The following is a 12690-nucleotide window of genomic DNA, read 5'->3' as shown; positions in this document are numbered from 1 at the left end:
CTCAGCGCCGCGCGGCGTGCGAGCGGTCGCCCAGATCGCGGAGGTAATCCCATGCGTCCGAGACGATTTCGTCGAGGTCGGTGTGCTTGGGTTCCCATCCGAGTTCCTCGATGGCGCGGCGGCTCGACGCGACGAGCACGGCCGGATCGCCGGCGCGGCGCGGCGCGTCCACCGCGGGGATCGGCAGACCCGTGACGCGTTCGCAGGCCGAGATCACCTCGCGGACACTGAATCCCTCTCCGCTGCCGAGGTTGTAGATCGTGTGCGTGCCCGGCCGCGCCGAGTTCAGGGCCAGCAGATGCGCGTCGGCGAGGTCCTTGACGTGGATGTAGTCGCGGACCGCGGTGCCGTCCTTGGTGGGCCAGTCGGTGCCGAACACCGAGATGTGGTCGCGCTGCTTCAATGCCACCTGCAGCACGAGCGGAATGAGATGGGTTTCGACGACGCGGTTTTCGCCTGCGCCGTGATAGGCGCCGGCGACGTTGAAGTACCGCAGGCTCGTCGCGGCCAGGGCGTGTGCATGCGAGTACGACGAAATCGCATGGTCGATCGCGAGTTTGGAAGCGCCGTACGGATTGGTGGGCCGGGTCGGCGCGTCCTCGGTGATCGGAACCTGTTCGGGCTCACCGTAGGTCGCGGCCGTCGACGAGAACACCAGACGCGGCGTCCCGGAGAGCCGGATGGCCTCGAGCAGTGCGAGTGTCGTCACGACATTGCCCTGCCAGTACTTCTCGGGAACCTCGACGGATTCGCCGACCAGCGACTGCGCGCCGAAGTGCAGCACCCCGTCGAACCGCGGCGTGTCCGCGCCCACGCCGAGAACCTCGGCGGCGACCTTCCCGATGTCGCCCTCGACGAACTCCGCGCCCGCGGGCACCGCGTCCGCGTTCCCGGTCGACAGGTCGTCGACGATCACCACCTCGTGACCCTGTTCGAGCAGGACGGTGCTGCACACGCTACCCACGTATCCGGCACCGCCGGTCACCAGAAGCTTCACGATCGTCGACCCCTCTTCGCCGGCCCGGTACCCGCCGGCGAAGAGGACCTCGATCAGACCTGCTTCACCTGAACGGCATGAGCCATTTCGTCGGACAGTTCGAAACCCTCGTGGCCGGCGACCGTGATGATCACCGACCCGGGCTTCGTCTCGACTGTAACGCGCGCGTCCGGAACGACTCCGGCCTCCCGCAGTCGCGCGATCACGTCGGGATCGGACTGCACGTACTCGGCCAGTCGTCGCACGACCACCGCGGTCGGCTTACCGGGCGGGATCTCGGTCAGCCGCACCAGCTTCTCGTCCTCCGCTGCGGGACGGTTCAGTCCGAGCTGCGCCAGCCCGGGGATCGGGTTGCCGTACGGGGAGGTCGTCGGATTGTTGAGAACCTCCACGAGGCGACGTTCGACCTCTTCGCTCATGACGTGTTCCCAGCGGCACGCCTCGGCGTGCACGTTCTCCCAGTCGAGTCCGATCACATCGACCAGCAGCCGCTCGGCCAGGCGATGCTTGCGCATCACCGACACCGCGAGGTCGCGGCCCTTCTCGGTCAACTGCAGATGGCGGTCGCCGGCCACGCGCAGGAGACCGTCGCGCTCCATCCGCGCAACGGTCTGGCTGACGGTCGGCCCACTCTGCTCGAGGCGTTCGGCGATGCGCGCCCGCAGGGGCACCACGCCTTCCTCCTCCAGGTCGTAGATCGTCCGGAGATACATCTCCGTGGTATCGACCAGGTCCTTCACTCTCACACCCCTTCGTCTGCGGCCGATTCTAGCCGGACGAAACGTGCGGTGGGGCCGCGCGGTGCTCGCGTCGACCAGGGCCGCGCAGTAGCGTCTGCAGGCATGACCACCACATCCACCGCGACCGGCGGTTCGGCACATCTGGACGGCGATCGCGTTGTGGTGTGGAGCCCGGACTATCTCGGCTACCGATGGGGCCCGACCCATCCGATGAACCCGACACGACTCGATCTGACGATGGCGCTGTCCCGGAACATCGGGTTGCTCGACGGCGTCGAAACCGTCCGGCCCACAGCCGCAACCGACGCCGAGCTGTTGCGGATCCACACCCCCGGATACGTCGAGGCGGTGAAACGCGCCGGTGCGCAGCAACCGGATTCCGGGCACGTCGAACCCGATGCCGCTCACGGCCTCGGCACCGAGGACAATCCGATCTTCCCGCACATGCACGAGGCCGGTGCGATCCTCGCGGGCGGCACGCTGGCCGCCGCGCGCGAGATCGCCGCCGGGCGCGCCGTGCGCGCGGTGAGCATCGGGGGTGGCATGCATCACGCCATGGCCGACTGGGCCGCCGGATTCTGCGTGTACAACGACGCGGCGATCGCGATTTCGTGGCTGCTCGACCAGGGTTACGACCGCATCGCCTACATCGACGTCGACGCCCATCACGGCGACGGTGTCCAGCACGCCTTCCTCGGCGACCCCCGGGTGCTGACCGTGTCCATCCACCAGCATCCGGCCACCCTGTGGCCGAACACCGGATGGTCCAGCGAGATCGGCTCCGGTGCCGCCGAGGGCACGGCCATCAACATCCCGGTGCTGCCCGGCACGGTGGATTCGCTGTGGCTGCGCGCATTTCACGCCATCGTTCCCGGTGCGATCGCGGCTTTCCGGCCGCAGATCCTGATCAGCCAGTGCGGGGCGGACAGCCACCGCGAGGATCCCCTCGCCGACCTGTCGCTGACCGTCGACGGGCAACGCGCCTCCTATCTTGCGATGCGCGACCTCGCCGACCGGTACTGCGAGGGCCGCTGGCTCGCCGTCGGCGGCGGCGGATACGGCCTCGTGCGCGTCGTGCCCCGCGCGTGGACCCACCTGATCGCGGCGGCACTCGATCGGGAGATCGATCCGGCCACCGCCGTTCCCGAGGAATGGCGCGAACGGGTCGCGACGATCGCACCCGGGGTGGATCTGCCGACCACGATGGGGGAGGGCGGCGACGTGTCCTATCTGAAATGGGACGGTCCCGGCGGCACCCCGGAGACCGGCATCGCCTCCCTCGATCGAGCCCTGACCCGGATCGATTCGGCGATCATCGCCACGCGACGTGCCACCTTCCCCCTGCTCGGCCTGGATCCGGAGGACCCCCGTGACTGATCCCGACGGCACGCCCGCTGTTTCGGAGGCGGACGCGGCGAAGGCCGCAGCAGAAGCGGAGAAGAAGGCAGCCCAGGAGCGCGCGATCGAGGTCGCGCGAAACTTCCCCCGTCACTGGGTCGCCGACGTCCTGGCCTCCGACGGCGGGGCCGTGCACCTGCGGCCGATCGTCCCGGAGGACGCCGAACGGCTCCTCGAGTTCCACTCCAAACTCTCCGATCGCACGCGGTATCTGCGCTATTTCGGTCCCTACCCGACGATCTCGAAGAAGGATCTGTTCAACTTCACCGTCGTCGACCACCACAAACGGGTCGCCTTCGTCGCGGTGCTCGGCGACGAGATCATCGCCGTCGGCCGGTACGAGGGGCTGCCCGGTGAGGGAGACGGCAGATCCGCCGAGGTCGCGTTCACGGTCGCCGATGCGCACCAGGGACGCGGGCTCGGACCCATCCTGCTCGAGCATCTCGCCGGGGCGGCCGCGGAGAACGACATCCACCGGTTCGTCGCGGAGGTCCTCGCCGAGAACCGCAACATGATCACAGTCTTCCGTGAGGCCGGATACCAGGTCAGCCGCAGTTTCGAGGGCGGTGTGGTCCGCCTCGAGTTCGCGATCGACCCGACCGAGGCGCTGGTGTCGGTGCGCAACGCCCGCGAACGTGCCGCCGAGGCGCGCAGCGTCCGCAACCTGCTCAGCCCCCGCAGCGCCGCGGTCATCGGCGCCTCCACCGACAGCCGGAAGGTCGGCAACACCGTGCTGGTGAACATGCTGCGCAGCGGATTCACCGGACCCGTCTATCCGGTCAACGCGGAACACCGTTCGGTGCGCGGCGTGCGCGCCTACCCGACCGTGCGGGACATTCCCGACGAGGTGGATCTCGCCATCGCCGCGGTGCCTGCCGAGGCCATCGACGCCGTGCTCGACGACTGCCTCGCCAAGGGCGTCAAGGCCCTGCTCGTGGTGTCGTCCGGGTTCGGCGAGACCGGTCCGGAGGGCCGCGATTCCGAACGTCGCCTCGCGCACGCGGCGCGGGCACACGGCATGCGGCTGATCGGGCCGAACGCGCTCGGTGTCGCGAACAACGACCCGACCGTGCGGCTCAACGCGACCCTCGCTCCGGTGCTGCCGGCGGCCGGCAACGTCGGCTTCTTCTGCCAGTCCGGCGCGCTCGGCATCGCCATCCTGGACGAGGCCGCCAAGACCGGTGTCGGGCTGTCGTCGTTCGTCTCGGCCGGTAACCGCGCCGACCTGTCCGGCAACGACCTGCTGCAGTACTGGGACACCGATCCCGCGACCGAAGTCGTGCTCCTCTACCTGGAGAGCTTCGGCAACCCGCGCAAGTTCTCGCGCATCGCCCGCCGGGTCGCCCGGAGCAAGCCGATCGTCGCGGTCAAGAGCGGCCGCCACGCGGTGCCGCCGGCGCTGGCCGCGAACACCGGGGAGATGGACGACACCATCGTCAAGGATCTGTTCGAACAGGCAGGTGTCGTGCAGGTCGACTCCATCGCGCAGCTGTTCGACACGGCACTGTTGTTCGGCTACCAGCCCCTGCCCGCGGGCCCGCGCGTCGCGGTCGTCGGGAACTCGACCGCGCTCGGGATGCTGGCGGTCGACGCCGCCCGCAGCGAGGGACTGCAGCCGGGAACCCCCAACGACCTGGGTGCGCAGGCCAGCCCGCAGGAATTCGCCGACGCGGTCGCGAAGGCCGTGCACGCGCCCGACGTCGACGCCGTGATCGCGGTGTTCGTGCCGCCGGTCGCCGTGACCGTCGAACCGTACGCGCAGGCGCTGCGCGACGTCGTCGCCGGTTCCGAGAAGCCCGTGGTCAGCACGTTCCTCGCGACCGAGGGCATCCCGGACGTGCTCGCGGTCCGCGACGCCGAGGGCAACCCGATCCGCGGGTCGGTGCCGTCCTATCCGGGGCCGGAACGCGCGATCCGGGCCCTGGCCCGGGCGTGGCGGTACGCGAAATGGCGCAGTCGCCCCACCTCCCAGGTGGTCCGTCCGTCCGGCATCGACCCGGAGCGGGCGCGTGGCCTCGTCGACGGCTGGCTCGCCAATTCTCCCGACGGCCGGTGGCTGTCCGACTCCGAAGCGGCCCTGCTGCTGTCCTGCTATGGGGTGCACGTCGCCGACTTCCGGGCCGTGACCACCGCCGACGAGGCCGTCGCGGCGGCGGACGAGATCGGATACCCGGTGGCGGTGAAGGCCACCGGCGCCCAGTGGCGGCACCGGCCGGATCTCAGTGGCGTGCGCCTCGACCTGCTCGACGGCGAAGCGGTCCGGGTCGCCTACCGCGACCTGGCGGCGGCGTCCGGTGAACCGCTCATGCACGTGCAGAAGATGGCCACCAAGGGCATCGGCTGCGTCGTGCGCGTTCAGGACGACCCGTCGTTCGGGTCGCTGATCTCCTTCGGGCTCGCCGGGGTCATCTCCGATCTGCTCGGCGACCGCGCCTACCGGGTCCTGCCGCTCACCGAGGACGAGGCCGCAGAACTCATCGACGCGCCGAAGGCCGCTCCGCTGCTGTCCGGGTACCGCAACGCCGCTCCCGTCAGCAAGGCCGCACTGGTCGATTTCGTCCAGCGCATCTCCGCGCTCGCCGACGACCTACCCGAGGTGCGGGAGATCGCGTGCGAACCGGTCCTTGCGTCGGCGATCGGCGCCGAACTGACCGACGCGCATCTGCGGATCGGTCCCGAGCCGCACCCGCTGGATCTCGGGCCCCGCCGGTTGCGCTGACCGACACCCCACCCGGGGGAGTGCAAGAAGCCCCGAATACCACGATCCCCGAGAACCCAGCCCGGTTCTCGGGGATCGTCGGCGCTGACTTGCCCGGTCAGCTGGCGTAGGCGCGGAGGCGTTCTGCTCGATCGCCCTCGCGGAGTTTGCCCATCACTTCGCGTTCGATCTGCCGGACCCGTTCCCGGGACAGGCCGAACAGCTTGCCGATCTGGTCGAGGGTGCGCGGCTGCCCGTCGTCGAGCCCGTACCGCAGGCGGATGACCTGCTGTTCACGCTCGTCGAGGGTGGCCAGCACACTGCGGACGTCGCTGTGCAGCAGACCCGCGATCACGGCGCTCTCGGCGGAGGTCGCCTCGGCATCCTCGATGAAATCGCCGAGCGGCGCTTCCTCGTCGTTGCCGACCGGCATGTCGAGGCTCACCGGGTCGCGGCTGTGGTCGAGCAGGTCGGCGATCTTCTCCACGGGGATACCCGATTCGGCCGCCAGTTCCTCGTCGGTGGCCTCCCGGCCGAGTTGCTGGTGCAGTTCCCGCTTGATGCGGGCCAGCTTGTTGACCTGCTCGACGAGGTGGACGGGGAGTCGGATCGTGCGGGACTGGTCGGCCATACCGCGGGTGATGGCCTGCCGGATCCACCAGGTCGCGTAGGTCGAGAACTTGAAGCCCTTCGCGTAGTCGAACTTCTCCATGGCGCGGATCAGGCCGAGGTTGCCCTCCTGGATCAGGTCCAGCAGCGGCATGCCGCGGCCGGTGTAGCGCTTCGCGAGCGACACGACCAGGCGCAGGTTCGCCTCGAGCAGGTGGCTGCGCGCGGCCTGGCCGTCGCGGACCAGGAGGGCCAGGTTCTGCTTCTTGGCGGCACTCAGGCGCTTCTTCGTTTCCAGCAGATGCTTCGCGTACAGGCCGGCCTCGATCCGCTTGGCCAATTCCACCTCGTCCGCTGCAGTCAGCAGGGCCGTCCGGCCGATGCCGTTCAGATAGACGCGGACCAGGTCCGCGGCCGGGCTCTGGGAATCGAGGTCGGAATCGACTCGAGCGTAGGTGTCGGGGCGTGCCATGACGTGCCTCCTCATCGGTGGTGTCTCACAGCGTTCAACGTCGGGGCGGGCACGGAAGTTCCCGAGGTTCCCGAGCGCTGATGCTGCTGACCTGCGCCGATGGGGGAGTGGTCCTGAGAAGTTGCTGAGAAGATCTGCGGCGGGGAACCGAGGGGGAACCGGTGACGGCACCCCCGCGGCGCCCCTGTCACGCCCTCACACCGGCTCGATCAGCCCGTGCCTCACCAGTCCGTGGACGAGCGGGATCGCCTGCTCGGCGAGCGCCTCCTCGTCCTCACCGTGTGCGACCGCCAGCAGCGCGAGAAGTTCCTCCAGCACCAGTCCGTCCGGGCGCATGCCGGCGAGCAACGCCGCGGCGAGATCGTCGACCTCGTGCTGCCAGGCCGGTCCGTCACCGCGGTGCACCCGCGCCACGACCTGCCGCCAGCCGTCCTCGCCGGGCAGGTACACCCTCTCCAGCGCGGTGTCCGCGCGCACCGCGAACCGGGCCGTGAGGACATCGTGGTCGCGCAACCAGGCCAGCCGCTCGAAGTAGGCGAGCGCCTCCGCCCCCAGCGGATCGGCGAAACCGTGCCGCAGGTCCTCGGCGAGCACGTCCGACGGCTCGTTCGTGCGGCGCAGGTACACGAACCCGAACCCGACGCCTTCGACGCGATGGTTGTCGAAATGATCGAGCCACGCCTCCGCCCGATCGGCGACCGCGGGGTCGCGCGGATCGGCGTCGCCGTCCTGCAGCCACGTGCCGACGTACAGGGCGGGGTCGGCCACGTCACGCTGCACGATCCACGCGTCGACACCGTGGGCGGGCAGCCACGACGCGACGCGTGCCCGCCAATCCTCGTCCTCCACGTGCACCCACGACGCGAGCATCGCGGCGGTCCCGCCGAGTTCGAGATGGTCGACGGCCTGCGACACCATGAGCTTGCTCGCACCGTCCAGATCCAGACCCGAATCGCGGTAGCTGTGCTCGATGCGTCCGGCGCTCACCACGAACGGGGGATTGGCGATGATCCGGTCGAAGCGCCGGCCCGCGACCGGTTCGAACCACGAACCTTCGAGCAGTTCCAGCTCGACTTCGTTGAGCGCGGCGGTGACCTCCGCCAGCGCCAGACAGCGGGGGTTGACGTCGGTGGCGGTGACCTTCTCGGCGAAATCGGTGGCCCGCACCGCCTGCACGCCGCAGCCCGTGCCCAGGTCCAGTACGGTCCCGACCGGCTCGGCCGGGATGGCTCGCAGCAGCGACAGCGACGCCTGCCCGACGCCGAGCACATGGTCCGGACGCGTCGGGACCGGGCGGATCGCGCCGTCGAGATCGGACAGCATCCACCGGGTTCCGGTGCCCGCGTCGAGCGGACGCAGGTCCAGGGCGGCGCGCACGCCGTCACCGTCGTGCTCGAGCAGTCCCGCCGCGACCGCGGTGTCGATCGCGACCGGTTCCAGCGCCGCCGCGACCTCCTCGGACGGGCACGTGTCGCCGAGCAGGAACAGCCGGATCAGCGTGCCCAGGTCGCCGCCGCGCCGGGCCGCGCGGCGGACCGGCACCGGCTCGCTGCGGCCGAGCGCCGCGTGCGCGTCCGGCCCGAGCAGCTCGAGCATGGTGTCGGTGTCGTACCGGCAACGGAGCAGCGCAGTTCGCAGGGGGGAACAGATCGACAGCAGCAGGTCACGGTCCACGCCCTGCATTCTCGCAGCAGGCGGGCAGGCCGACGGTTTCGAGGGTCGGCCCGCCGACGCGGCGAGGGGGTGACGCGTCAGCCGTCGATGACGTGCGGTTTGGGGGCTTCCAGGGCTTCGGTCGCGGCAATATCTGCGCGTCGACCGTCCCAGCGGCTCGGCTCGTCCTTCGAGCGCGGCGGCCTGTCGTTGGCGATGAGCACCGCGATCCACGGCAGCGGAATGGACACGCCGATGATCGCCATCGAGATCCACGGATTCTCGAACGCGCCGTAGGCCAGCGCCGCCAGAATCAGCGCCGGAATGCGAAAAGCCATGATGGTCATGTACTTGCGGACCCTTGCCCGGTGCTGGTCCTCGAGAGACGTGGCGGCCTCGGTGATCAGAATCGGGTTGTCGGGTGATCCACTCTCGTGGGATCCACCGAAACCTGGAGTTCTCGCCATCCCTCTACTGTCCCACTCCGCCGTGTCGAATGCACACGCGGTGCGGCATCATGGAATCGTGAGCACCCAGATCAAGGAACGGCCCGACACCACCACCGACGAGTCGACCGGTGACGACACTCCCAAGTTCTTCCACTACGTGAAGAAGGACAAGATCGCCGAGAGCGCGGTCATGGGGACCCACGTCGTCGCCCTGTGCGGTGAAGTGTTCCCGGTCACGCGGTCGCCGAAGCCCGGTTCGCCGGTGTGCCCCGAGTGCAAGAAGGTCTACGACGGCCTTCGCAAGGGCGACTGAGGCAACGAAGAAGCGGTAGAGCCGGCCTCCGGAGTCCCGGCCCGGACGATCGGGTCGGGACTCGGTGCCTGCCCGGTGTCCTCCACCGGGTTCCCCAGCACGGGGGTCTCACGCGGTGGGGCGGGGTCGTGCGAGGGGGCCTGCGGTCCGGACGTGCCCGGCGGGAAGCCCTCCGGTGAGGCGTCGACCGGCCCTGAGGCCCCCGTCCGCAAGTCCTCCGACTGCACGTCCTCCGATCCGGTGCCCTCCGATCGCGCGTCCTCCGGCTTGCCGTCGATCGGGCACGAATCCGGAGTCCGGTCGCCCGGGCGGAGCAGATCCGACAGGCGCACCGGATTCGTGGTCAGCCGGCGGGTCAGGTTCGTCACCGGTCCGAGTTCCGGCGACGGCTGCTGCGCGGCCTGCTGCGCCAGCCACTCGCGCCACTGCTCGAGCCGGGTCGCCCGCGCCGGCCAGAACTCCTGCACGGTCGCGTTGAACTCGGCGCCCAGTACGACCGCGAAGCCGAGGAAGAACGTGAACAGCAGGAAAGCGATGGGCGTGGCGAGCGCGCCGTAGGTGTAGCCGGTGCCGGCGATCCAGCTCAGATACCAGCGCAGGCCCTCGCTGGCGGCCAGGAAGAAGGCCCCGGCGACGAGGGCACCGCCGAGCAGCCGATGCCACGGCAACGTCTTGGGCAGCGCCACCTTGTACAGCGTGGTCAGACCGACCAGCAGCAGCAGGCCCACCGCCGGGTAGTAGAACGTGTCGACGATCCGGGACCCGAGGTCGTACCAGGACTCGGGCAGCGCCCGGCCGATCAGATTCGGTCCGAGAGCCACCAGCGGCAGTGTGAACACCGCGAGGATGAGAAACATCACGTAGAGGATCAGTGCGAAGAAGCGCTGCCACACCGGGTGCCGATGCTCCTGCTGACCGTGCGCCTCGACGATCGAATCGACGAACGTCGAGATCGCCGACGAGCCCGCCCACAGCGACAGCAGGAAGCCCAGCGACATCAATTCCGGGCGTCCCCGGACCAGCACATCGGTGGCGGTCGGGCTGATGATGCCGTCGACGACGTTCTCGCTGAAAATGGTCCGGCTGAAGGTGATGGTCTTGGACAGGATGATGTCGACGGTGTCCGGTCCGAACCATCCGCCCACGTAACCGAGGGTTCCGATCAGCCCGAGCACCAGCGGCGGCAGCGACAGCGTCTGCCAGAAGGCAGCGGTCGCCGCTTTGCTGAAGATCGAGTCGTCCCACGCCTTGGCGGCCGTTCGACCGATCACCCGAAGCGCGACCTGCACCTGCCGCGGGACGCGTCGGTGAGCAGTCCGCGGTGTGGGGGATCCGGATGGCTCGCTCATGTACTTCCAGCATTCCTGACGACGCGCAAGGACGTGCATCCGCGGTCGATGTGTGCGCGTCGAATTCTGCCACGATCGGGCACGAAACCCCGGTCGCCGGGCGGTTCGCGGCGGGGAACGGCCGCCGGAGACGATAGGCTGCCACACGGTCGGCGGAAGGTCGGGACGACGCAGCGGCAGCCGGCCGATCGTGAGCGGAGAAGGAGCACAAGCAACAGGTGAGCACCGAAACCGTAGGCCCTGCCACGACTTCCGCCCCTGCAGGGCAGCTGCGCGCATGGCAGCGGCGAGCCCTGACCAAGTATCTGGCGACCGGACCGCGGGACTTCCTGGCCGTCGCGACGCCCGGTGCAGGCAAGACGACATTCGCACTGCGCGTCGCCGCCGAGCTGCTGCGGGACCGCACCGTCGACCAGATCACCGTCGTCGCGCCCACCGAGCACCTCAAGCACCAGTGGGCGGCGTCGGCGGCACGCAGCGGCATCGCACTCGACTCGAACTTCACCAACTCGATCGGACAGACATCGAGCGACTACCAGGGTGTCGTGGTCACCTACGCGCAGGTGGCGTCGCACCCGTTCAAGCATCGCGTGCGCACCGAAGCGCGCCGGACGCTGGTCATCCTCGACGAGATCCACCACGGCGGCGACGCGAAGAGCTGGGGCGAGGGCATCCTCGAGGCCTTCGGTGACGCCACCCGGCGGCTCGCCCTGACGGGAACGCCCTTCCGCAGCGACGACAGCGCCATTCCGTTCGTGACGTACGAGCCGAACGACGAGGGGCTCATGCAGTCCAAGGCGGACCACTCGTACGGATACTCGGACGCGCTCGCCGACGGCGTCGTCCGGCCGGTCGTGTTCCTCGCCTACTCGGGTGAGGCGCGGTGGCGCACGAGCGCAGGGGAGGAGTTCACCGCGCGTCTCGGGGAGCCGCTCAGCGCCGAGCAGACGGCGCGGGCGTGGCGCACCGCGCTCGATCCGGCCGGTGACTGGATCCCTGCGGTCCTCGCCGCCGCCAACACGCGGCTCGAGCAGCTGCGCGCGGGTGGGATGCCCGACGCCGGTGGCCTGGTCATCGCGACCGATCAGACGGTGGCGCGCGCCTACGCGAAGATCCTCGAACAACTCACCGGCGAGATGCCGGCCGTCGTGCTGTCCGACGACCCGACCGCCTCCGATCGCATCTCCCGGTTCAGCGACGGGGACCAGCGGTGGATGGTCGCCGTGCGAATGGTGTCCGAAGGCGTCGACGTTCCGCGGCTCGCGGTCGGGGTGTATGCGACGAGCGCGTCGACGCCGCTGTTCTTCGCCCAGGCCATCGGCCGGTTCGTGCGCTCACGGCGCAAGGGCGAGACAGCCAGCGTGTTCCTGCCGTCGGTGCCGGTGCTCCTCGACCTGGCTGCCCAGCTCGAGGCCCAGCGCGACCACGTGCTCGGCAAGCCGCACCGGGAGAAGGAAGGTTTCGACGACGAACTGCTCGCCGACGCGAACCGCCGCAAGGACGAACCGGGCGAGGAGGAGAAGGCCTTCACCTCCCTCGGCGCGGACGCCGAACTCGACCAGGTCATCTACGACGGTTCCTCGTTCGGAACGGCCACGTTCGCCGGCAGCGACGAAGAAGCCGACTATCTCGGGCTTCCGGGGCTGCTCGACGCCGACCAGATGCGCGCGCTGCTGCGCCAGCGCCAGGAGGAGCAGCTCAGCAAGCCGCGGAAGGCGGCACCCGAACCGCCGCCGCAGGTCGTCGAGCGGGTCACCACCGCCGACACCCTCGCCCAGCTGCGCCGGGATCTGAACTCGCTCGTGGCGGTCGTGCATCACCGCACCCGGAAACCGCACGGGGTCATCCACGGGGAACTACGCCGCCAGTGCGGTGGCCCGCCGACCGCACTGGCGACGGCGGAACAGTTGCGCGACCGCATTGCAGTGCTGCGCAGCTGGTGACAACTCCCGGCCGCCACCCTGTGAACGACGAAGCGGGGGGGGCCGGGGGGGGGGGGGGCGGGGGGGGGG

General features: G+C 69.7%; 10 protein-coding genes. 4 read left to right on the top strand and 6 right to left on the bottom strand.

Annotation, left to right across the window (positions count from 1 at the left end; all coding sequences use genetic code 11):
- Nucleotide 1 precedes the first annotated feature (1 nt).
- Nucleotides 2–997: a UDP-glucose 4-epimerase GalE gene (gene galE, locus ACWDUD_RS24830; RefSeq protein WP_450111022.1), complete on the bottom strand. Its 996-nt coding sequence runs from the start codon at nt 995–997 to the stop codon at nt 2–4.
- Nucleotides 998–1050: 53 nt separating this feature from the next.
- Nucleotides 1051–1737: an iron dependent repressor, metal binding and dimerization domain protein gene (locus ACWDUD_RS24825; RefSeq protein ID WP_450111021.1), complete on the bottom strand. Its 687-nt coding sequence runs from the start codon at nt 1735–1737 to the stop codon at nt 1051–1053.
- Nucleotides 1738–1839: 102 nt separating this feature from the next.
- Between ACWDUD_RS24825 and ACWDUD_RS24820 the strand changes: the two genes are divergently transcribed.
- Together ACWDUD_RS24820 and ACWDUD_RS24815 are read left to right on the top strand one after the other, a co-directional pair.
- Nucleotides 1840–3114, top strand: coding sequence for an acetoin utilization protein AcuC (locus ACWDUD_RS24820; protein ID WP_450111020.1), 1275 nt, complete (start codon nt 1840–1842; stop codon nt 3112–3114).
- Entirely contained in the window at nt 3107–5854 is a 2748-nt protein-coding gene (locus ACWDUD_RS24815) for a bifunctional acetate--CoA ligase family protein/GNAT family N-acetyltransferase (protein WP_450111019.1), read from the top strand. Before ACWDUD_RS24820 ends, ACWDUD_RS24815 begins: the two co-directional genes overlap by 8 nt.
- A gap of 97 nt (nt 5855–5951) precedes the next feature.
- Here the strand turns inward: ACWDUD_RS24815 and ACWDUD_RS24810 are convergent, their stop codons facing one another.
- From ACWDUD_RS24810 to ACWDUD_RS24800, 3 genes are all read right to left on the bottom strand, one after another.
- Nucleotides 5952–6914 carry a sigma-70 family RNA polymerase sigma factor gene (locus tag ACWDUD_RS24810; protein ID WP_450111018.1) on the bottom strand — a complete coding sequence of 321 codons (963 nt, stop codon included), beginning with the start codon at nt 6912–6914 and terminating at the stop codon, nt 5952–5954.
- A 195-nt stretch (nt 6915–7109) separates the two neighbouring features.
- The gene (locus tag ACWDUD_RS24805) at nt 7110–8588 is read right to left on the bottom strand and encodes a DUF7782 domain-containing protein (RefSeq protein ID WP_450111017.1); all 1479 of its coding nucleotides are present in this window, start codon (nt 8586–8588) and stop codon (nt 7110–7112) included.
- 77 nt (nt 8589–8665) lie between these two features.
- Nucleotides 8666–9034 (bottom strand): DUF3099 domain-containing protein, encoded by a 369-nt coding sequence (locus tag ACWDUD_RS24800; protein ID WP_197256697.1) that lies wholly within the window; start codon nt 9032–9034, stop codon nt 8666–8668.
- 58 nt (nt 9035–9092) lie between these two features.
- Between ACWDUD_RS24800 and ACWDUD_RS24795 the strand changes: the two genes are divergently transcribed.
- On the top strand, nt 9093–9329 hold the full coding sequence (locus tag ACWDUD_RS24795) for a DUF3039 domain-containing protein (RefSeq protein ID WP_197256695.1): 237 nt from the start codon (nt 9093–9095) through the stop codon (nt 9327–9329).
- Here ACWDUD_RS24795 and ACWDUD_RS24790 read toward each other — a convergent pair.
- Nucleotides 9302–10678 carry a YhjD/YihY/BrkB family envelope integrity protein gene (locus ACWDUD_RS24790; protein ID WP_450111016.1) on the bottom strand — a complete coding sequence of 459 codons (1377 nt, stop codon included), beginning with the start codon at nt 10676–10678 and terminating at the stop codon, nt 9302–9304. The genes ACWDUD_RS24795 and ACWDUD_RS24790 overlap by 28 nt on opposite strands.
- 218 nt (nt 10679–10896) lie before the next feature.
- Here ACWDUD_RS24790 and ACWDUD_RS24785 point away from each other — a divergent pair, with 218 nt between their 5' ends.
- Nucleotides 10897–12621 carry a DEAD/DEAH box helicase gene (locus tag ACWDUD_RS24785; protein ID WP_450111015.1) on the top strand — a complete coding sequence of 575 codons (1725 nt, stop codon included), beginning with the start codon at nt 10897–10899 and terminating at the stop codon, nt 12619–12621.
- Nucleotides 12622–12690: the final 69 nt, after the last annotated feature.

The sequence above is a fragment of the Rhodococcus sp. NPDC003382 genome (genome assembly GCF_053589135.1).
Note: the sequence above shows the minus strand (reverse complement) of the source record. Positions and strands in the feature narration are given on the sequence as shown.

Bases quoted from the DNA above. Each gene is read 5' to 3' on its own strand.
- ACWDUD_RS24820 (WP_450111020.1), top strand. From the start codon at position 1,840: ATGACCACCACATCCACCGCGACCGGCGGTTCGGCACATCTGGACGGC.
- ACWDUD_RS24810 (WP_450111018.1), bottom strand. From the start codon at position 6,914: ATGGCACGCCCCGACACCTACGCTCGAGTCGATTCCGACCTCGATTCC.
- ACWDUD_RS24800 (WP_197256697.1), bottom strand. From the start codon at position 9,034: ATGGCGAGAACTCCAGGTTTCGGTGGATCCCACGAGAGTGGATCACCC.
- ACWDUD_RS24790 (WP_450111016.1), bottom strand. From the start codon at position 10,678: ATGAGCGAGCCATCCGGATCCCCCACACCGCGGACTGCTCACCGACGC.